The organism is Atopomonas hussainii, from assembly GCF_900109735.1.
In the GTDB taxonomy this organism is placed as follows: domain Bacteria; phylum Pseudomonadota; class Gammaproteobacteria; order Pseudomonadales; family Pseudomonadaceae; genus Atopomonas; species Atopomonas hussainii.
Window position 1 is genome coordinate 39496 of sequence record NZ_FOAS01000020.1, and the last position, 18981, is coordinate 58476.

The following is an 18981-nucleotide window of genomic DNA, read 5'->3' on the forward strand; positions in this document are numbered from 1 at the left end:
GCGTTAAGAGAGTTTGCTGATGAAAAAGTTATTTGCGCCGATTCTGTTTTGCTTTGCCGTGCTGCTGCCGTTGGCGGCGCAGGCCAATACCGCGCAGCAAGTTGTGCAGAAGACCGTTGACCAGATGATCCACGAGCTGACCACTCGCCGTGCCGAGTTTCAGCAAGACCCCGAGCTGTTCTATCAGTCGCTCAATGGCATCTTGAGTCCGGTGACCGATTTTCCGGGTATTGCGCGTGGCGTGATGACGGCCAAGTTCATCGGTCGCGCTTCAAAAGATCAAATGAGCCGCTTTGAAGAAACTTTCAAGCGCAGCTTGGTGCAGTTCTATGGCAACGCGCTGTTGTCGTACAACAATCAAGCGATTCGCGTGCTGCCCAGTAATGGCCGCGACAGCGCAGAGCGCGCCAGTGTGGATATGGAAGTGCAGGGCGATAACGGCGCGCTGTATAAGGTCAGCTACACCATGGTCAACAACGCCGGCCAATGGCAGCTGCGCAATGTGATCATTGAAGGCATCAATGTCGGCAAGTTGTTCCGCGACCAGTTCGCCGACGCCATGCGCCGCAACGGCAACAACATGGATAAAGTGATCGACTCGTGGGCGGACACCGTGGCGCGTGCGCGTAAAGCCGCTGAGGATCAGCAGTAATGGCCGCCGCCAGCTTGCAAGGCAGTCTGCTTAAACTCTCTGGTGTGCTAGACCACCGCAGCGTAGTGGCAGTGCGCCAAGAGGCAGAGCGCCTGCTGCGTGATGCTGGGCAGGCGGTCGTGGTGGATTGCAGTGGCGTGGAAAAATCCAACAGCGTGGGTTTGTCGTTGCTGCTGGTGTTAAAGCGTGCGGCGGCGGCTCGCCAGCAAACGCTGCGGATTCAAGGCCTGCCGCATGACCTGCAGCAAATGGCGCAAGTCACTGAGCTGACAGAGCTTCTGGTCTAATTCTGGCAGCGTTAAACAGGAAAGCCGGTGGCTCAGTTCACCGGCTTTCCTGTATTATTCGGCGTTCTTTTCGCCCGCTAGGGGCGCAGTTGTTTGAGGACCGCCATGCAAGCGCTCGACGTAAAACGTCATCTGGAAAGCCAACTGGCCGACACACAGGTTGAAGTCGAAGGCGAAGGCTGCAACTTCACCTTGAATTTGATCAGCGATGAGTTAGCCGCTTTGCGCCCTGTGCAGCGTCAACAGCGTGTGTACGCACAGCTCAATCACTGGATTGCCGATGGCAGCATGCACGCTGTCACGATGAATTTCTTTACCCGCGCGGCCTGGGCCGAGCGCAACTGAGAAGCCCGCTATGGACAAACTGATCATCACGGGCGGTAAGCGCCTAGACGGCGAGATTCGTATCTCTGGCGCAAAGAACTCTGCGCTGCCGATTTTGGCCGCCACCCTGTTGGCCGATGGGCCGATCACCATCGGTAACCTGCCACACCTGCACGACATCACCACCATGATCGAGCTGTTCGGTCGCATGGGCGTGCAGCCGACCATCGACGAAAAGCTTAATGTCGAAGTGGATACTTCCAGCATCACCACCTTAGTCGCGCCGTACGAACTGGTGAAAACCATGCGTGCGTCGATTCTGGTGTTGGGCCCGATGGTGGCGCGCTTTGGTTATGCCGAAGTAGCGTTGCCCGGTGGTTGTGCGATTGGTTCGCGTCCGGTTGATTTGCACATTCGTGGTCTAGAAGCCATGGGCGCCGATATCGTCGTCGAGAACGGCTATATCAAGGCCAAGGCGCCGGAAGGCGGCCTGCGTGGCGCGCATTATTTCTTCGATACCGTCTCAGTTACGGGTACCGAGAACATCCTCATGGCTGCTGCGTTGGCTAATGGCCGCAGCGTGATCGAAAACGCCGCGCGTGAGCCAGAAGTGGTCGACTTGGCCAACTGCCTGATCGCCATGGGTGCCAATATTCAAGGCGCCGGCACCGCGACTATTACCGTGGACGGCGTCAAGCGTCTGGCCGGCGGTCGCTACATGGTGATGCCCGACCGTATCGAAACCGGCACCTATTTGGTGGCCGCTGCCGCCACTGGTGGCCGCGTTAAGCTTAAAGACACCGATCCGACGATTCTCGAGTCCGTGCTGCTCAAGCTTGAAGAAGCGGGCGCTATGGTTGATACCGGCAACAATTGGATCAGCCTCGACATGAAGGGCAATCGCCCGCGTGCGGTGAACATCCGTACCGCGCCGTACCCGGCGTTCCCCACCGACATGCAGGCGCAGTTCGTCAGCCTGAATGCTGTGGCTGAAGGCACCGGTACGGTGATCGAAACCGTGTTTGAAAACCGCTTCATGCACGTTTACGAGATGATTCGCATGGGCGCGAAGATTCAAGTCGAAGGTAACACCTGCATCGTCACTGGCGTGCCGCAGCTGAAGTCAGCACCGGTGATGGCCACTGACTTGCGCGCCTCGGCATCGCTAGTAATCGCTGGTCTGGTGGCCGAGGGCGACACCTTGGTCGACCGCATTTACCACATCGACCGTGGTTATGAGTGCATCGAAGAGAAACTGCAATTACTCGGTGCCACCATTCGCCGCGTGCCGGGTTAATCGGCCGCGTTTGTTTGCCTGCCGCAGCGCTATGGCTGCGGCACTGCGTTAAGAGAGCTGCGTGATGCTGACCATCGCCTTGTCCAAGGGCCGTATCCTCGACGATACCCTGCCGCTACTGGCCGAAGCTGGGATTGCCCCGGCGGAGAACCCGGAAAAAAGCCGCAAGCTGATCATCCCCACCACCCGTGATGATGTGCAGCTGCTGATCGTGCGCGCTACCGATGTGCCGACTTACGTTGAGCACGGCGCGGCCGACTTGGGCGTGGCCGGTAAAGACGTGTTGATGGAATACGGTGGTCAGCTGTATGAGCCGCTGGATCTGAACATCGCCCGCTGCAAACTGATGACCGCCGGCAAGGTTGGCGCTCCGGAGCCCAAAGGCCGCCTGCGTGTGGCCACTAAGTTCGTCAACATTGCGCGTCGTTACTACGCCGAGCAGGGCCGTCAGGTTGAGATCATCAAGCTGTATGGCTCGATGGAGCTGGCCCCGCTGGTGGGCTTGGCGGACAAGATCATCGACGTGGTGGATACCGGCAACACCCTGCGTGCCAACGGGCTGGAGCCGCAAGAACTGATCGCCCACATCAGCTCGCGCTTGATCGTTAACAAGGCGTCGATGAAGATGAAGCACGCCGAACTGGATACCCTGATCCAAGCCTTGCGACAGGCCGTGGAGGCCCGCGCGTAAGGTTATTTGTAGTCCCTAGTTAAAAGAGAAAGACCATGAGCCAGAACTTCGCTATCCGCCGTCTCAACGCCAGTGACCAGGACTTCGCGCAGCATCTGGATCATCTACTGGCTTGGGAAAGTGTCTCCGACGACAGCGTTAATCAGCGCGTGCTGGAGATCATCGCCGCCGTGCGCAGCCGAGGCGATGCCGCGCTGGTGGAGTTCACTCAGCGCTTTGATGGCGTTGACGCACAGGCCATGGCTGAGCTGATTCTGCCGCGCGAGCGCTTGGAGCTGGCGCTGACGCGGATTACCGCCGAGCAACGTGCGGCGCTTGAGCAAGCCGCCGAACGTGTGCGCAGTTATCACGAAAAGCAAAAGCAAGACTCTTGGCAGTACACCGAAGCCGACGGCACGGTGCTCGGCCAGCAAGTCACCCCGCTGGATCGCGCCGGTTTGTATGTGCCCGGCGGCAAGGCGGCGTACCCGTCATCAGTGTTGATGAATGCCATCCCCGCCAAAGTGGCCGGTGTGCCCGAGGTGGTGATGGTGGTGCCGACCCCGCGTGGCGAGCTTAACGAGTTGGTGCTCGCCGCAGCCTGTGTGGCCGGTGTCGACCGCGTGTTCACCATCGGTGGCGCGCAAGCCGTGGCTGCGCTGGCGTATGGCACCGAGAGCGTACCGCGCGTGGACAAGATCGTCGGCCCGGGCAACATCTATGTCGCCACCGCCAAGCGCCATGTGTTCGGCCAAGTGGGTATCGACATGATCGCCGGCCCGTCGGAGATTCTCGTCGTGTGTGACGGCCAAACCGACCCGGACTGGATCGCCATGGACCTGTTCTCGCAAGCCGAGCACGACGAAGATGCGCAGAGCATTCTGGTCAGTCCCGATGCGGCCTTCCTTGAGCAAGTCGCAGCGAGCATCGAAAAACTGCTGCCGAGCATGGAGCGCGCCGAGATCATTCGCACTTCGCTGCAAGGTCGTGGTGCCTTGATTCAGGTTGCCGATATGGCGCAAGCCATCGAAGTGGCCAACCGCATCGCGCCGGAGCACTTGGAGCTGTCGGTGGCTAATCCTGAGCAATATCTGGCGCAGATTCGCCATGCCGGGGCCATCTTCATGGGCCGTTACACCGCCGAGGCGCTGGGCGACTACTGTGCAGGCCCCAATCACGTGCTGCCGACCTCAGGCACGGCGCGCTTCTCTTCGCCGCTGGGCGTGTATGACTTCCAGAAGCGTTCGTCGATTATCCATTGCTCGGCGCACGGCGCTTCCGAGCTGGGCAAGGTGGCTTCTGTGCTGGCCCGTGGCGAGTCGCTGACCGCTCATGCGCGCAGCGCCGAATACCGCATTAACGACTAAACGCAGTGTTGTGACCGCCGGTGGCTGATGCCGTTGCACGGCTTAGCCGCCCTGCGCCTATCGAACGAACTGAAGAGGAGAAGGGCAGATGAGCAAATTCTGGAGCCCCTTCGTGAAAGACCTGGTGCCTTACGTGCCGGGCGAGCAGCCCAAGCTGCAAAAGCTGGTGAAGTTGAACACCAACGAAAACCCCTATGGCCCGTCGCCGAAAGCTGTGGCGGCCATGCAAGCCGAGCTAGGCGATAGCCTGCGTCTGTACCCAGACCCGAACAGCGACCAGCTCAAGCAAGCAGTGGCCGACTATTACGGCGTGCAGCGCGCGCAAGTGTTTGTCGGCAATGGCTCGGACGAAGTGCTCGCTCACCTGTTTTACGGTTTGTTCAAGCAAGACCAGCCGATCCTGTTTCCGGATATCACCTACAGCTTCTACCCGGTGTATTGCGGGTTGTACGGCATTGCCTACGAAAATGTGCCGCTGCGGGATGATTTCAGCATCGACGTGGCCGCGTATTTAAAGCCTAACGGCGGGATTATCTTCGCTAATCCCAACGCGCCCACCGGTCGCTTGCTGGCTTTGGATGAGATTCGCCGTTTGCTGCAAGGCAACCCTGATTCTGTGGTGGTGATCGACGAAGCCTATATCGACTTCGGCGGGCAGAGTGCGATCAGTCTGGTGAATGACTTCCCGAACCTGCTGGTGACGCAAACCTTGTCCAAATCGCGTTCGCTGGCCGGTTTGCGGGTCGGTTTGGCGGTTGGTCATGCGGATCTGATTGAAGCACTGGAGCGAGTGAAGAACAGCTTTAACTCCTATCCGCTGGATCGCTTAGCGATTGTCGGCGCCGCTGCCGCGTTTGCCGATGAAGACTACTTTATCGAGACCTGTAGCAAAGTGATCGCCAGCCGCGAGCAAGTGACTGCTGAGCTGATCAAGCTGGGCTTTAACGTGCTGCCCTCGGCGGCCAACTTTATCTTCGCTACGCACCCAGAGCGGGATGCCGCCGCTTTAGCCCAGGGCTTGCGCGAGCAAGGGGTGATCGTGCGGCACTTTAACAGTGCGCGTATCGATCAATACCTGCGGATCAGTATCGGCACGCCGGAGCAAAATCAGGCCTTGCTAGAGGCGCTAAAGCCCTTGGTTTGAGCCTAAAACACAGAGCCCGCGTAAGCGGGCTCTGTGTTTATACGCGCTGATGGGTTCAGGCGTTCTGCTTGGTGCTTTGGCCAGATAGCGCGCCCGGTGCGTTCGGGTCTTTCGGTGCGTAGTCTTTAGGTGCCTCGGTGCTGGCCGGGGTTTCACGCTTGGGCTTGGGCGCTTCGCTTTTCAGCGCAGCGATAAGGCGCTGACGGGTGATTTCATCCAGCGCTAGGCGGTTGGCGCTGCTGTTCAAGTGGTCTTGCACGTCTTGATAGCTCTTAGTGAGCTTTTTCACCAAGCTGGCGGTGGTGTTGAAATGGGTGACGACTTCATGCTGGTAGTCGCTGAATTGCTCCTGCAGGTCTTCTAGGCGCTGCTGCACTTTGCCTGCGGTGCTGCCGGGAATGATTCGCCCTAAGGCAAAACCAAGGCCTAAACCTATAACCAAAGCGGCCGCTGGAATCAGCCAGGTGGAGAGAAATGCTTCCACGTCGTTGTCCTCAATCTTTTGCTACAGCTTAACGTTAACCCTGTTCTACATGGCAGTATAGCGGGCCTCATGTCAGCTAGACGCCGGCTTTAGTCGAACAAGTCACGGAGAAATACCATGCCTGCAGAAAAACCAGTACTCATTGACGGGCCGCAAGGGCCGCTGCAGGGGCTTTATCAAGAAGGTGAGCAACCGGCAGCCGTGGTGCTTATTTGCCATCCGCACCCCTTGTTTGGCGGCAGTATGCTTAACAAAGTGGTGAGCACCGTACAGCGCACTGGGCGTGATCTGGGTTTGGCGACACTGCGGTTTAACTTTCGCGGTGTTGGGCAAAGTGCTGGTGAGCACGCCGGCGGCGAAGGCGAGATTGACGATGCGCAAGCGGCGCTCGCTTGGCTTACCGCGCAGCATGCGGGGTTGCCGGTGTATTTGGTGGGGTTTTCGTTTGGCTCCTGTGTGGCTGCCTGTTTGGCGGGGCGCATGGAGCAACAAGGCACTGCGATCGCACGCTTAATCATGCTGGCGCCGCCAGTGGAACGCTTTAATGTGGATGGCCGTTTGCCGCATCACGCGCTGTTTAGCGTGATTCAGCCTGAGGATGATGAGGTCGTGACGCCAGAGAAGGTCTACGCCTGGTCGCAGAGCCTAGAGATCGCCCATGAGCTTATCCATGTGCCGCAGTGCAGCCATTTCTTTCACGGCAAATTGGTCGAGTTGAAAGCCTTGCTGGAGCCGCGCCTGGGTTAATCGACGCGGATATTTGCCAAGCGTGGGGTTGGCGAGTAAATTGTCGGCCCCTTGTCACAACCCAGAACTCGCCCATGACGCCGCTTGAGCGCTATCGCGCGGATCTCGAACGCCCCGATTTTGTTTACGACACCGCCCAAGAAATGGCGGTTAAGCACTTGCAGCGCCTCTACGACGACTTGGTCGCCGCCGAGCAAGAGCGCGGCAAGCTGCTCAATAAGCTGTTGGCGCGTAAGCCGAAAAAGCCGGTCAAAGGCTTGTATTTTTGGGGCGGGGTAGGGCGCGGTAAAACCTATCTGGTCGATACCTTCTTCGACGCTTTGCCGTTTGAGCAAAAAAACCGTACCCACTTTCACCGCTTTATGAAGCGTGTGCATGACGAACTCAAGCAGTTAAAAGACCAAAAAAACCCGCTGAAAATCATTGCCGCGCGTTTTGCTGGCGAGGCGCGGGTGATCTGCTTCGATGAGTTTTTCGTCTCAGATATCGCCGATGCGATGATCTTAGCCACCCTGATGCAAGAGTTGTTCGCCTTGGGTGTGAGCCTGGTGGCGACCTCTAACATCGTGCCCGATGGCTTGTACAAAGACGGCCTACAGCGCGCGCGCTTCTTGCCGGCGATTGCTCTGCTCAAAGAACACACCGAGGTGGTGAACGTCGATAGCGGCGTCGATTACCGCCTGCGCGCCTTGGAACAAGCCGAGATTTATCACTACCCGCTCGACCCGGCTGCCGAAGAAAGCCTCGAACGCAGCTTTATCAGCCTGATTCCCGATGCCGAGCACATCACCATCGGTGAGCCGTTGATGATCGAGAATCGCCCGATTCAGTCGCGCAAAATCGCCGACGACGTGGCGTGGTTTGACTTCCGTGCCCTGTGCGACGGCCCGCGCAGCCAGAATGACTACATTGAACTGGCTAAAGAATTTCACGCGGTCTTGCTGGCCAATGTCGAGCAGATGAGCGTGAGCACCGATGACATCGCGCGGCGCTTTATCAACTTGGTGGACGAGTTCTACGACCGCAACGTCAAGCTGATTATCTCCGCCCAAGTGCCCCTCAAAGACCTCTACACCGGTGGGCGTCTGGAGTTTGAATTCCAGCGCACTTTAAGCCGCTTGCTAGAGATGCAGTCGCACGAATACCTCGCCAGACCGCACAAGCCATAAAACAAAAAGCCCAGCATGATGCTGGGCTTTTTGTTGGTAGAGAGGTTATCCAGCCTGCGCTTCTGGCTCTTCTTCTTTTAATTCATCGCCATGGCGCCAGTTCACCCACAGGCCGAACAGGGCGGCGGTGAAGAACATGATGATGCTGTAAATGGCTGCGGGAATGGCCATGGTGGCGTTGTTCAGCAGCACCGGGCTTAAGGCGAGGGCGATGGCTAGCGTGCCGTTGTGGATGCCGATTTCCATGCCGATGGCAATTGACTGGCGCTTGTTAAGGCTCAGCAGCTGCGGCACGTAATAGCCCACGGCCATGCTGACTAAGTTAAACAGCAGTGCGGCGGCACCCACCACAGGCGCGTAATCCACTAAGGTTTGCCAGTCTTGCACCATGGCCAGCACCACGATCAGGGCGAGGAACAGTGCCGACATGATCTTCACTGGTTTTTCCATGCGCTGGGCAAAGTTGGGCAGTTTGCTTTTTAGCAACATGCCGATGGCAACCGGGCCGAGCACAATCACGAACACTTGCAGCACTTTGGTGAACTGCAGCGGGATGGCTTGATCAGCGGTCATGAAGTAGATCAGCGACAAGTTGACGATGATCGGCATGGTCAAGATGGCGATCACCGAGTTGACGGCAGTCAGGGTGATGTTCAGGGCGACATCGCCATGGGCTAGATGGCTGTACAGGTTGGCGCTGGTACCGCCGGGGGAGGCGGCGAGCAGCATCAAACCGACGGCCAATGCCGGTTCGAGTTCGAAGCCTAAGGCAATCCCGAAACAGGCCAGTGGCAGTAGCAGGATTTGGCAGCCAAGGCCGATCAGTACCGGTTTGGGGTAGCGGGCAACGCGTTTGAAGTCGTCGAGGGTGAGCGACATACCCAAGCCCAGCATGATGATGCCTAGGGCAATGGGTAGGGCTAGGGTTAGCAAGGGATCGTTGGTCATTGTTGGAATTCTTGTGGCTGAACAGATGCGCCTCGGTGGCTAGCCTACTGTACGGGGCTAAACCCCGTGCGACTAGCCTCAGACGCCTGCGAATAGTGCCGCCTTGATCCGCTGAATAACGTAAACCCCGCGACAGTTGCCTGTGCGGGGTTGCGTGTGCACCGCTTGTGTTACCGCTGTGCTAGCTGCGTTTCTTGTTCGCGCAGGAGCTTTTTCGCCAGCTCTACCTCGAGGGCTTCCATGGCGTAGCGTGGTTTTAGGTTGGCGGCCAAACGCAGGTGATCAATCACTTTGCGCTGTTCGTCATCGCCGTACACATAGGTGAGGGCGTTGGCATATTCAAAGTGGCTGATGGGAATGTCATCCACTACCGCCATCGACTGAGCAAAGTACTTCTCCATATCACCTTTATTGGCGCCGTAGGTCATGCGCGCCATCATGCTGCCGACTTTGCGGATCACCCCGGCGTGGTAGCCGCCTAAGGTGGCTAAGGCGAAGGCGTGTTGTTGATCTTGCTTAAGCAGCTGCTCTAGCTCAGCGGGGATCTGCGAGGTGTAGCCGCGTTTTAGCACCGTGCCAATCGGCAGTTCTTCACCGAGGCGCGCTTTGGCATAGGCGCGGCCGAATTGCGCCAAAGTATCGGCCTGCACCAGTTCGCCGGCGGCATCGGTACGGCTAATCACTTCTTCGAGTAGCTGATGTTTGCGCTCGGTATTGGGCTCTAAATAGAGGGCGTAGGTGACTTGAGCGAACATGGCCGGTACTTGGCCGGCGGGGCCGAGTTTTAACCCCTTGGCTTTGGCTTTGGCGTAGTCGCCGCGAAACATATCGCGCCAGACGTCTTGCAGGGCTTGGCTGTAAGCCTCGGCATCACCATTAAACGCTGTCTGCTCGCGTACCTCTGGGTAGCGCTGGGCCATTTCCGTCACTTTGGCGGCATCAGGAAATGGGTAATTAAAACCACGGGTGAGCACCGGCCATTGTTCTTGCAGCTTGGTGCCGCTGAAGTCATAGGCTGATTGATCGAGCGGGAAGGGTTGCCAGTCATCATTGGCATGGGCCTGGAGGGCCGCAACGCCAGCTAAAGCGAGGAGGAGAGAGCGCATGGTGGTCTGCCTTTGTTGTTATGGATGCAGTCACACCATGCTAGAGGGCGCAAGCAGCACCGGCGCCCATCCAAGGTTTAGGCCGATTAAGCAGGGATAGTTTCGCGCGCGAAGGTGCCGCTCACCAGTTGCCCGGTGTTTTGTGCGTAATGGCGCGAAACTCTCGGGTCATGTGGGCTTGATCGCTAAAGGCGCAGGCGTGGGCAATCTCCGCCAAGCTGCTCGGCTGGGGTTGTGCGAGCATCTGGACGGCTTTATTCACGCGGGCAATTCGTTGATAGAACTTTGGTGTCATGTTTAGCCAATGGCTAAATAGGCGCTCCAATTGACGCTGACTCATGCCGGTGTGCTGATCCAACGCGCCAGCGGGGATGTCATTGCCGATACAGGCTAGGGCCCTTTGGATTGCCTTGGGGATGGGCTGCTGAGGCGTTAAGCCACTGGCTGACCAAGCCTGCAAGATATCGAGCATGGCAGCGCTGTCTGTTTGCTGGCAGAGGGTTCGATAAAGTCGATCCAGCTGTTGCGCCAGTGGGCTTGCTAGGGGCAGCGCGGTTGGCTGGGGGAAGCTGTGTGCAATCAGAGCATGACCGCTGGCCGGGGTGAGATGAATGCCGGCCAAGCGTGTGCCGGCCGATAAGGTCATGCTTTTACTGGTCTTTAAGGTGGGTAGAACGATCACCCCGTGAGGCAGGGGGCGCTGATCTATGGTTATGTCGCCGGCACAATGAAAAATCAGCCCGCTGCCGGCATTGGCATGCAAGGATTTAACAACCGGCTGCGCCGCCGAGTTGTTAACCGACGCGACCCACAAGTCTTTAACCAGCGCTGCGGCGGGCAGCGCTGGGTGGCGAAGATGCAGCCTGAAAGCAGGCGTGCTGGCGTTACTCTGCGGGATGGCTACCAACCTCGGGTTTAAAGGTTTTGGCGATGCGGTTCCAACTATTGATGGCATTCACCGCGATGGTTAACTCTACCAGCGCTGGCTCGCCAAGCAGGTTACACGTGTCTTGGTAACACTGATCGTCAATTGGCTGGGCAGCGCTGATGAGTTCTGCCCACTGCAGCGCGGCGATCTCTTGCGGTGAATAAAAAGGCATGTCTCGCCAGGCACTCAAGCCAATAATTCGCTCTGTGCTTTCCCCATAACGTTGGGCGGCCTTGCTGTGCATGTCGATGCAGAAGGCACACTGATTAAGTTGAGAAACGCGCAACTTAACCAGTTCCCATAGGCTTACCGACAGCGTTGTTGAACTGCGGAACTGTTCGTGGAGGTGTTCTTCCAAGGCCAGTAGTTGCTGCATGGCTTGCGGCGCAAGGCGAAAGTAATTGGCACGTCGACTCATGATGGCGTCACTCGAAAAGGGATGAGTGCGCACCGTAACGAGTGCTCGTTGGCGGGTATTGAATGTTTTCGACAGGCTTGCTCGCCGTTAACGCCTAGCGCGCGAGCCTGTCGGTGTGCGCAGTCGGTGATGTGGTTATCCCGGCTGGTTTTGTCGGCGGTACTGATGCGGTGATAGCTCAGTATGTTGGCGGAACAGCCGGGCGAAGAAGCTGGCGTCGTCATAGCCCACTTCATAGCTGATGGTTTTAATGCTCTTGCGGGTGCTGGAAAGCAGCGTTTTGGCGGTTTCGATGCGTAAGCGCTGTAGGTAATGCAGCGGTTTTTCGCCGGTGGCCGCCTGAAAACGGCGCATAAAATTGCGAATGCTCATGCCGTGCAGGCGGGCCACGTCTTCGAAGCGGAACTTTTCGGCAAAGTGTTCTTCGAGCCAGTGCTGAATCTGCAAAATCAGCGGGTCTTGATGCAGTTTCTGCCCGCCAAAGCCGAGGCGTCCGGGGGTGTAGCTGCGTTGCACTTCAAACAGGCTATCGCGCGCCACCGCTTGGGCAACGGGCAGGCCGCAGAGTTGCTCAATCACATACAAGTACAAGTCGCAGCTGGAGGTCACGCCGCTGGCGCAATACAGCTGATCGGCATCGGTGAGGTGCTTGTCCTCGTTGAGCTGCACCTGCGGAAAGCGCTGGCGAAACTCCTGATAAAAACGCCAATAGGTGGTGGCTTCTTTTCCCGTCATCAGCCCGCTGGCGGCCATCCAGAACACCCCGGTGGCCACGCCGCAGAGAATCGCGCCGGCGGCATGGCGGCGTTGTAGCCACGGAATAATCTGCGGGTAACGTTGGCGAAGTTCGTCAAAGTCGCCCCAAAAAGCCGGCAAAACGATAACTTCGGCTTCATCATCCAGCGCGCTGTGCACCGCCACGGGAACATCGCCAAAACCGCTCACCGGTTCGCCCGTGGGGCTGACCAGCGTGGTGCGGAAGGCGGCCTCGGGGCTTTGGTGGCGGTTGATGCGTTGCGCGGCCATTTGGAACTGATCCATGGCCTGCATGGCCGTGGAGGCGAACACGCCGTCGATCACCAAAATGCTGACACGGCTAAGGTTAGATGGGCTATTTGGCATAGTTATAACGCGATAGTGGTCAAGCGATGGCTGGATCGTCCTGATTTTTGGCTGCTATGTCCAGCGCTAACTGAGCAAGCGCTTGTTTATAGTCGAAAAGGTTGACCCGCAATCCCCCTACAGCGTTGAGTGTTTTGCCATGATCCCAAGAACAGTGTTTAGCTCCGACCACGAGATTTTCCGCGACAGTGTGCGCAAGTTTTTTGAGACCGAGGCGGTGCCTTTCCACGCCCAGTGGGAAGAAGACGGCCAGGTATCCCGCGAGCTGTGGCGCAAGGCCGGCGAGCAAGGTTTGCTCTGTGCGCCTATTCCAGAAGCCGATGGTGGTCTGGGGGCGGATTTCCTCTACAGCGCCGTGGTGATCGAAGAAGCCGCGCGTCTGGGTTTATCCGGCGTGGGCTTCTCGCTGCACTCGGACATCGCCGTGCCGTATATCCAGCGTTACGGCAGTGCTGCGCAAAAGCAGAAGTACATTCCTAAGTGCACCAGCGGCGAAATCGTCACCGCGATTGCCATGACTGAACCGGGCACCGGCTCCGACCTGCAGAGCGTAAAAACCACCGCCGTGCTGGATGGCGACGAATACGTCATCAATGGCTCGAAGACCTTTATCACCAACGGTCAGATGGCTGATTTGGTGATCGTGGTGGCCAAGACCGACCCCAAAGGCGGCGCCAAAGGCACTAGCCTGTTCTTGGTCGAGGCCGGCACGCCGGGCTTCACCAAAGGGCAGAACCTGCACAAGGTGGGCATGAAGGCGCAGGACACCTCCGAGCTGTTCTTCCAAGACGTGCGCGTGCCGAAAGAAAACCTGCTGGGCCAGCCCGGCATGGGCTTTATCTACCTGATGCAAGAGCTGCCGCAGGAGCGTTTGTCGGTGGCCGTCGGCGCCATCGCCAACGCCGAAGCGGCGCTGAAGTGGACGCTGGACTACACCCGCGAGCGCAAAGCCTTTGGCCGTAGTGTGTTTGACTTCCAAAATACCCGCTTCAAGCTGGCTGAGATCGCCACCGAGCTGCAAATTGCCCGCGTGTTTGTCGATCGCTGCCTTGAACTGCACATGCATAAAAAGCTCGATGTGCCGACTGCCGCCATGGCCAAGTACTGGTGTACCGACCTGCAGTGCAAAGTGCTGGATGAGTGCGTGCAGCTGCACGGTGGCTACGGCTATATGTGGGAGTACCCGGTAGCACGTGCGTGGGCCGATGCGCGCGTGCAGCGGATTTACGCCGGCACCAACGAGATCATGAAGGAAATTATTTCCCGTTCGCTGTAAAGCGCCCGTACTTTGGTCGATAGCGAGGCATTGCGGTTAGTTTGGCTTGCCTGTGAGCTACCTAAATCGGCTAGTCTTACGGTATTCCGGCTTTGCCGGATGAGTTGCGGTTTTCCCTGGCGGGTCCCGCAGTCTCCTTCAGCCCCGGCACTGCCGGGGTTTTTTATGCCTGCGCGCTTAGCAGCTGTTCTAACAATTGCTGGCTGGAGGCAAGCACCGCTTTTTGCGCAGCCTCGGTGGCCAGCATGCGTGCCAACACAATGCTGCCGACACATTGCGCCAGCATGCCCCAGGCTAGCTCGGGCTGTGGGTGCTCGTTGGCCCAGCGGCTGACTAAGGTTTGTAGCGCTTGCTCAACGTTTTCGCGCACCTCTGGCGCGGCGCGGCTGATCTCGCTGCCTAGGCTCGGCAGCATGCAGCCTTGACCCACCGCAGCGACGTGCTTGGGGTTTAAGTACAAGGCAAAGGCCTGGCGCAGCTTCTCGGCGCCTTGGCCGGGCAGTTCCGAGAGCAGGGCCACGCTGCGGGCTAATTCTTGCGCCACTAGGCTGGCAAACAAGTCTTCTTTGCTGCTGAAGTGGCTGTAAAAGGCCCCGCCGGTTAGGCCGATGGCCTTCATCAACGCATCAACCCCAGTGCTGGCGAAGCCGCCTTCTTTGGCTAGGCAGGCGCTGCTGTCGAGTAATTTCTGCCGGGTTTGGGCTTTGTGCTCGTTGCTGTAACGCATGGCGAACTCTCATGGCTTGCATTTGTGGGTAGCGTAGCATAACGTTCGTTTACTAAGTGATCGTTTAGTAAAAGGCATTGATAGCAGTCAGCTAACTAAAAGAGGCGCGATATGGCTGAACAGAGCAATAAGGTGGCTTTAGTGATAGGCGCTGGCGACGCCACCGGCGGGGCGATTGCCAAGCGCTTTGCGCGCGAAGGCTATATCGCCTGTATCACGCGGCGCAGTGTGGACAAACTGCAGCCGCTGTTGGATGAGATTCATGCCGCTGGTGGCCAAGCGCATGGCTTTGCCTCCGATGCGCGTAGAGAAGAGCAGGTGGCCGAGCTGATCGACACCATCGAGCGCGATATCGGCCCGATCGAAGTGTATGTCTTTAATATCGGTGCCAACGTGCCGTGCAGCGTGCTGGAAGAAACCCCACGCAAGTATTTCAAGATTTGGGAAATGGCCTGCTTTGCCGCGTTTCTAACCGCGCAAGCCGTGGCCAAGCGTATGGTCACCCGGCAGCGCGGCACTGTGCTGTTTACCGGCGCCACCGCTGCCTTGCGTGGCGCTGCGCACTTTGCGGCGTTTGCCGGGGCTAAACATGCCTTGCGTGCCTTGGCGCAAAGCATGGCGCGGGAGTTAGGCCCGCAGAATATTCACGTCGCCCATGTGGTGGTGGATGGCGCGATTGATACCGACTTTATCCGCACCACGTTCCCGGCCATCTACGCCAAGAAAGATCAGGACGGCATCTTAAACCCCGAACATATCGCCGATAACTACTGGCACCTGCACGCGCAGCCGCGCGATGCCTGGACCTTCGAACTCGACCTGCGCCCGTGGCAAGAGCGCTGGTAATTCACCTTTAGGAGTCATGCAATGAGCAAAACCGTCGAGTTTTTCTTTGATTTCGGTAGTCCAACCACCTATTTGGCGCACACCCAACTGCCGGCGATCTGTGCCGCGCACGGCGCTAACTTAGAGTATCGGCCCATCTTGTTGGGCGGCCTGTTTCAGGCCACCAAGAATGCCTCGCCGGTTATGGTGCCGGCCAAAGGCCGTTACATGATGATTGACCTAGCGCGCTTCGCCACACGCTATGGTGTGCCGTTTAAGCTCAATCCGCACTTTCCCATCAATACCTTGCAGCTGATGCGCATGGCCGTTGGCGTGCAAGAACAACATCCTGAACGCTTTATGGATTTCGCCAGTGCGGTGTTTAACGCCCTGTGGGTTGCGGGAAAAAATTTGGGTGATCCTGCTGTGCTGGCTGAGGTGTTAAGCGCAGCCGGTTTTGCCCCGCCAGCGTTACTCGCGCTTACCGCCGATGAGGCGGTTAAGACCAAGCTCAAGGCCAATACTGAAGAAGCCGTGCGTCGCGGTGCCTTTGGTGCGCCGACCTTTTATATCGGCGAGCAGATGTATTTTGGCCAAGATCGCCTGGACTTTGTCGCCGAGGCGCTACGCGACTAATTGCCAAGTGGTTGGCAGGGCGTGACGAGCGCTTTCGGCAGTTGACGCCGAGCTGTTAAGCTCGGCGTTCTTATTTCTGCCCGTTGGGCTGTGCACAAGGATCCGACATGAAACGTTTTGCCCTGGCTGCTGCGGTGGCTGTTGCAACCCTGACTCTGGCTGGCTGCGGTGAGCAAGAAACCGCTGCAGAGCTGAAAACGCCGGCTCAGAAAGCCTCCTACGGCTTGGGTCTGAACATGGGCCGCAGCCTCGCGGAAGATGGTCTGGAAGACCTCGACCCGCAAGCCGTCGCACTGGGCATTAGCGATGCATTGGCGAAAACCGAGCAGCGCTTAAAAGATGACGAGCTGATGGCTGCCTTTGAGTTTCTGCAAAAGCGCAGCGAAGACCGCATGAAAGCGCTTAACGACGAAGCGTCGAAGAAGGGCAAAGAGTTCCTTAGCGAGAACGCCAAGCGTGACGGCATCGTGACCACCGAATCGGGCCTGCAGTACGAAGTACTGAAAAAAGGCGAAGGCGCGCAGCCCAAGGCCAGCGACGTGGTGACCGTTCACTACGAAGGCACCTTGGTCGATGGCAGCGTGTTCGACAGCTCGCGTGAGCGTGGTAGCCCGATCGAGCTGCCGGTAGGCGGTGTGATTCCGGGTTGGGTAGAAGCCCTGCAACTGATGAAAGTGGGTGATCAGTGGAAGCTGTACATCCCCTCTGAGCTGGCCTACGGCGCGCAAAGCCCGAGCCCGAAGATTCCGGCCAACTCAGTGCTGGTCTTTGAGCTGGAATTGCTGGGCATTCAAGGCCAAGAAGGTGGCGAAAAAGCCGCGGCTGAGAGCAACGAAGCGGGTTGATTCTGCTTGGCTGTTACCCTTATACACATGCCGGGAACAGCTCAACGGAAACCTGTCAAGCCACTCAGGGCAACCTGAGTGGCTTTTTTAATCCTTTGATTTTATTAGGTTTTTTGCGCTGTTCGTTTTTTGTTCAGTCTGTAGCAAAGGCCCATGGTATGCGGCTTGCTGCGATTAATTCAGAGACTGTTCACAGAGTTATCCACAGATACGGTGGATAACCAGCGCAAGCCCGCAAGGCATGGGCTTTGCCCGCGCCAAGTGGTTTTGCGGGGCCTGTGTGAGCAGGGCCAAGACTGTTACCTGAGTCTGCGTCTGGCCGTGTAGCGGGTGTACTATGAACTTAATAAAGTCATAGCTCAGTGATGGCATGGCGCAAGTAATCCTGGGGGAACGATGTCAGACGTACAGATTATTCGCCGCAACGGTGAGCCCGAATACGCCGTCTTAGCATGGGCCGACTACCAAGCCTTGCTGCAAGCGGCTGGGCAGGCCAGCAGTCAGCCGGCAACACCGGCGGTGGCTGAAGCTGCACCCGCGCAGCGGCTAGATTTGCAGACCTTGCGTGAAGCGCGAGGGCTAACCGTAGAGGCTTTAGCACGTGAGGTAGGCATCAGCCCGGCTTATCTGCTGATGTTCGAGCGTGGTGAGCGCGCACTGGAAGGTGCCATTCGCAGCGCCATGGCGCGGGCTTTGAACGTTAACGAAATGGACTTGGGCTAATGTCGGTACAAATCCTCAAGCGTGATTGGGAAAAACTGCTCGGCGTGCTCGACGACGCTCGCCAGCAGCGCCATGTGCTGACCTATCGTGCGGTGATTGAGCGCGTCGGCTTGCCAAGCCCCGCGATGCAAGTGCTGACTGCCGCGCTGGAGTACTTAGCCAGACTCGACGCCGAAGCCGAGCGCCCGCTTCGCAGTGCTTTGGTGGTCAGTCAGGGCGCGAGCCGTTTGCCGCGCGTGGGTTTCTTTCTGCATGTGCAGCAGTTAGGCCTCTTGGAAGGCGAGCCAGACGGCCTAGAGGCCGCCAGCTGGCACTCGGCAGAAATTGCCCGGGTATACGCCCACGACTACGCCAGCGCTCCTTAAGCGCTGTGCGGCTACACATGCAAGCTGTAACCGGGTAGCGCCTTGGCCTGATGCTTGGCCTTAGACGCTAAGGCCGCCAGCTGCCCGGCATCCAGCTCGCTGCAGCGCTCTGGCGTTAGCTCGACCACGCCAATCGACAGCGACAACAGCGGGAAAGTCTGCACTTTGCCTTCGCGGTTGGTACTAATAAAGGCGCCCGCATTGAGATGCTCGGGCAAATAAAAGCGCCGGCTCTGGCTTTGAAAGTCCTGCAAAATCTTCTGTAACACGCCGCGCCAATTTGGCTGGCCGAGTACCAGCATGAAATCATCGTCACCAATATGGCCAACAAAGTCGCACAGTGGGGCTCAGTAACTATGCAGCATATATGAGGGTGGTTTCGCAAAAAAGGGGGCTGCAGAGTTTTCCTAACTACTTTAAAAAGTACAACCGGCTACACTCAACCCAATACAGAAATTTCTGTGGGGGTGCGTTGAACAGGGTAGTGCTGTCTGCTTACTAATTCCGCTAAGTTTTAGTTTTTGATTTGCTGGAGATAGGAAACTAGTTCGTGAACTTTGGTTAAAGGATTTATAGATCCAGTCCTTTCCGACTCGGCCAGCAATCGAGCGCCAAAAACTTTGGCGGTTTCTAGTTTCGTCAGCAAGTAATTGAAGGATCCGTTGGCGCCTTTCGTATAGTCTGGCCAGTATTTTTCAAGCTCCTCGAGAGTCCGCGCGCCGCAACTTTTCAACCCGGCAGACTCTAGAGGAGATGATGTGTAGGTAAAATGCAAAATGAACCACAACTCAAAGCAAGGTGTGGATGTGATCTCTTTAAATGTATTGTTAGGGAAACGCTGATTTATTCCTCAGCAGCTCTCTTGGCTGGCACAATCGCGGGAAGCCCATCGCCTGAGTCAGCCGCATGCAAAAAACCTTT

The 18981-nt window shown here is 57.6% G+C and carries 23 protein-coding genes and 1 pseudogene; 15 read left to right on the forward strand and 9 right to left on the reverse strand.

The genetic code is table 11. The features are described 5' to 3' along the window. Window positions 1–16: 16 nt before the first annotated feature. The 7 genes from BMX80_RS16440 (at window position 17) to hisC (ending at window position 5741) form a co-directional block, all read left to right on the forward strand. On the forward strand, window positions 17–652 hold the full coding sequence (locus tag BMX80_RS16440; RefSeq protein ID WP_071872149.1) for an MlaC/ttg2D family ABC transporter substrate-binding protein: 636 nt from the start codon (window positions 17–19) through the stop codon (window positions 650–652). Further along, complete coding sequence (locus BMX80_RS16445; protein ID WP_074870509.1) at window positions 652–939, forward strand: STAS domain-containing protein; 288 nt, start codon at window positions 652–654, stop codon at window positions 937–939. The genes BMX80_RS16440 and BMX80_RS16445 overlap by 1 nt, the downstream gene beginning before the upstream one ends. A 105-nt stretch (window positions 940–1044) precedes the next feature. After that, window positions 1045–1284: a BolA family protein gene (locus BMX80_RS16450; RefSeq protein WP_071872007.1), complete on the forward strand. Its 240-nt coding sequence runs from the start codon at window positions 1045–1047 to the stop codon at window positions 1282–1284. 10 nt (window positions 1285–1294) lie between these two features. Next, the gene (gene murA, locus BMX80_RS16455) at window positions 1295–2560 is read left to right on the forward strand and encodes a UDP-N-acetylglucosamine 1-carboxyvinyltransferase (RefSeq protein WP_071872008.1); all 1266 of its coding nucleotides are present in this window, start codon (window positions 1295–1297) and stop codon (window positions 2558–2560) included. Between the two features lie 64 nt (window positions 2561–2624). Beyond that, window positions 2625–3251 carry an ATP phosphoribosyltransferase gene (hisG, locus tag BMX80_RS16460; RefSeq protein WP_071872009.1) on the forward strand — a complete coding sequence of 209 codons (627 nt, stop codon included), beginning with the start codon at window positions 2625–2627 and terminating at the stop codon, window positions 3249–3251. Window positions 3252–3286: 35 nt separating this feature from the next. Then, on the forward strand, window positions 3287–4597 hold the full coding sequence (gene hisD, locus BMX80_RS16465; protein WP_074870511.1) for a histidinol dehydrogenase: 1311 nt from the start codon (window positions 3287–3289) through the stop codon (window positions 4595–4597). Window positions 4598–4685: 88 nt separating this feature from the next. After that, window positions 4686–5741 carry a histidinol-phosphate transaminase gene (hisC, locus tag BMX80_RS16470; protein WP_074870513.1) on the forward strand — a complete coding sequence of 352 codons (1056 nt, stop codon included), beginning with the start codon at window positions 4686–4688 and terminating at the stop codon, window positions 5739–5741. A 55-nt stretch (window positions 5742–5796) separates the two neighbouring features. On the opposite strand, the gene BMX80_RS16475 is transcribed toward hisC, so the two are convergent. Continuing rightward, window positions 5797–6225, reverse strand: coding sequence for a Z-ring associated ZapG family protein (locus tag BMX80_RS16475; RefSeq protein WP_071872012.1), 429 nt, complete (start codon window positions 6223–6225; stop codon window positions 5797–5799). A gap of 117 nt (window positions 6226–6342) precedes the next feature. Between BMX80_RS16475 and BMX80_RS16480 the strand changes: the two genes are divergently transcribed. Continuing rightward, complete coding sequence (locus BMX80_RS16480) at window positions 6343–6972, forward strand: alpha/beta hydrolase (protein ID WP_074870515.1); 630 nt, start codon at window positions 6343–6345, stop codon at window positions 6970–6972. A gap of 74 nt (window positions 6973–7046) precedes the next feature. After that, entirely contained in the window at window positions 7047–8141 is a 1095-nt protein-coding gene (gene zapE, locus BMX80_RS16485; RefSeq protein WP_071872014.1) for a cell division protein ZapE, read from the forward strand. Window positions 8142–8186: 45 nt separating this feature from the next. Here the strand turns inward: zapE and BMX80_RS16490 are convergent, their stop codons facing one another. From BMX80_RS16490 to BMX80_RS16510, 5 genes are all read right to left on the reverse strand, one after another. Then, window positions 8187–9089: a bile acid:sodium symporter family protein gene (locus BMX80_RS16490; RefSeq protein WP_074870517.1), complete on the reverse strand. Its 903-nt coding sequence runs from the start codon at window positions 9087–9089 to the stop codon at window positions 8187–8189. Between the two features lie 170 nt (window positions 9090–9259). Beyond that, window positions 9260–10195 (reverse strand): hypothetical protein, encoded by a 936-nt coding sequence (locus BMX80_RS16495; protein ID WP_074870519.1) that lies wholly within the window; start codon window positions 10193–10195, stop codon window positions 9260–9262. Window positions 10196–10316: 121 nt separating this feature from the next. Next, a complete protein-coding gene (locus BMX80_RS17990; protein WP_175474921.1) occupies window positions 10317–10841 on the reverse strand; it encodes an AraC family transcriptional regulator in 525 nt (174 codons plus the stop codon). 238 nt (window positions 10842–11079) lie between these two features. Then, window positions 11080–11541 (reverse strand): carboxymuconolactone decarboxylase family protein, encoded by a 462-nt coding sequence (locus BMX80_RS16505; protein WP_074870521.1) that lies wholly within the window; start codon window positions 11539–11541, stop codon window positions 11080–11082. A gap of 135 nt (window positions 11542–11676) precedes the next feature. Next, the gene (locus BMX80_RS16510; protein WP_071871789.1) at window positions 11677–12663 is read right to left on the reverse strand and encodes a GlxA family transcriptional regulator; all 987 of its coding nucleotides are present in this window, start codon (window positions 12661–12663) and stop codon (window positions 11677–11679) included. Window positions 12664–12802: 139 nt separating this feature from the next. Between BMX80_RS16510 and BMX80_RS16515 the strand changes: the two genes are divergently transcribed. After that, window positions 12803–13939: an acyl-CoA dehydrogenase family protein gene (locus tag BMX80_RS16515; RefSeq protein WP_074870523.1), complete on the forward strand. Its 1137-nt coding sequence runs from the start codon at window positions 12803–12805 to the stop codon at window positions 13937–13939. A gap of 163 nt (window positions 13940–14102) precedes the next feature. On the opposite strand, the gene BMX80_RS16520 is transcribed toward BMX80_RS16515, so the two are convergent. Continuing rightward, window positions 14103–14666 carry a TetR/AcrR family transcriptional regulator gene (locus BMX80_RS16520; RefSeq protein WP_074870525.1) on the reverse strand — a complete coding sequence of 188 codons (564 nt, stop codon included), beginning with the start codon at window positions 14664–14666 and terminating at the stop codon, window positions 14103–14105. A gap of 111 nt (window positions 14667–14777) precedes the next feature. Here BMX80_RS16520 and BMX80_RS16525 point away from each other — a divergent pair, with 111 nt between their 5' ends. The 5 genes from BMX80_RS16525 to BMX80_RS16545 all read left to right on the forward strand — a co-directional run bounded on the left by BMX80_RS16525 (window position 14778) and on the right by BMX80_RS16545 (window position 18060). Next, a complete protein-coding gene (locus BMX80_RS16525) occupies window positions 14778–15512 on the forward strand; it encodes an SDR family oxidoreductase (protein ID WP_074870527.1) in 735 nt (244 codons plus the stop codon). A 21-nt stretch (window positions 15513–15533) separates the two neighbouring features. Next, window positions 15534–16127: a 2-hydroxychromene-2-carboxylate isomerase gene (locus BMX80_RS16530; protein WP_074870529.1), complete on the forward strand. Its 594-nt coding sequence runs from the start codon at window positions 15534–15536 to the stop codon at window positions 16125–16127. Window positions 16128–16234: 107 nt separating this feature from the next. Next, window positions 16235–16972, forward strand: a complete 738-nt coding sequence (locus BMX80_RS16535) for an FKBP-type peptidyl-prolyl cis-trans isomerase (RefSeq protein ID WP_071871784.1) — start codon at window positions 16235–16237, stop codon at window positions 16970–16972. Between the two features lie 396 nt (window positions 16973–17368). After that, window positions 17369–17695 carry a helix-turn-helix domain-containing protein gene (locus tag BMX80_RS16540; protein ID WP_074870531.1) on the forward strand — a complete coding sequence of 109 codons (327 nt, stop codon included), beginning with the start codon at window positions 17369–17371 and terminating at the stop codon, window positions 17693–17695. Next, window positions 17695–18060 carry a hypothetical protein gene (locus tag BMX80_RS16545; protein ID WP_071871782.1) on the forward strand — a complete coding sequence of 122 codons (366 nt, stop codon included), beginning with the start codon at window positions 17695–17697 and terminating at the stop codon, window positions 18058–18060. Before BMX80_RS16540 ends, BMX80_RS16545 begins: the two co-directional genes overlap by 1 nt. An 11-nt stretch (window positions 18061–18071) precedes the next feature. On the opposite strand, the pseudogene BMX80_RS16550 reads toward BMX80_RS16545, so the two are convergent. Together BMX80_RS16550 and BMX80_RS18090 are read right to left on the reverse strand one after the other, a co-directional pair. After that, a pseudogene (locus BMX80_RS16550) lies at window positions 18072–18404 on the reverse strand (diguanylate phosphodiesterase); the annotation flags it as partial. Between the two features lie 170 nt (window positions 18405–18574). Beyond that, window positions 18575–18907, reverse strand: coding sequence for an RloB domain-containing protein (locus tag BMX80_RS18090; RefSeq protein WP_083394363.1), 333 nt, complete (start codon window positions 18905–18907; stop codon window positions 18575–18577). Window positions 18908–18981: the final 74 nt, after the last annotated feature.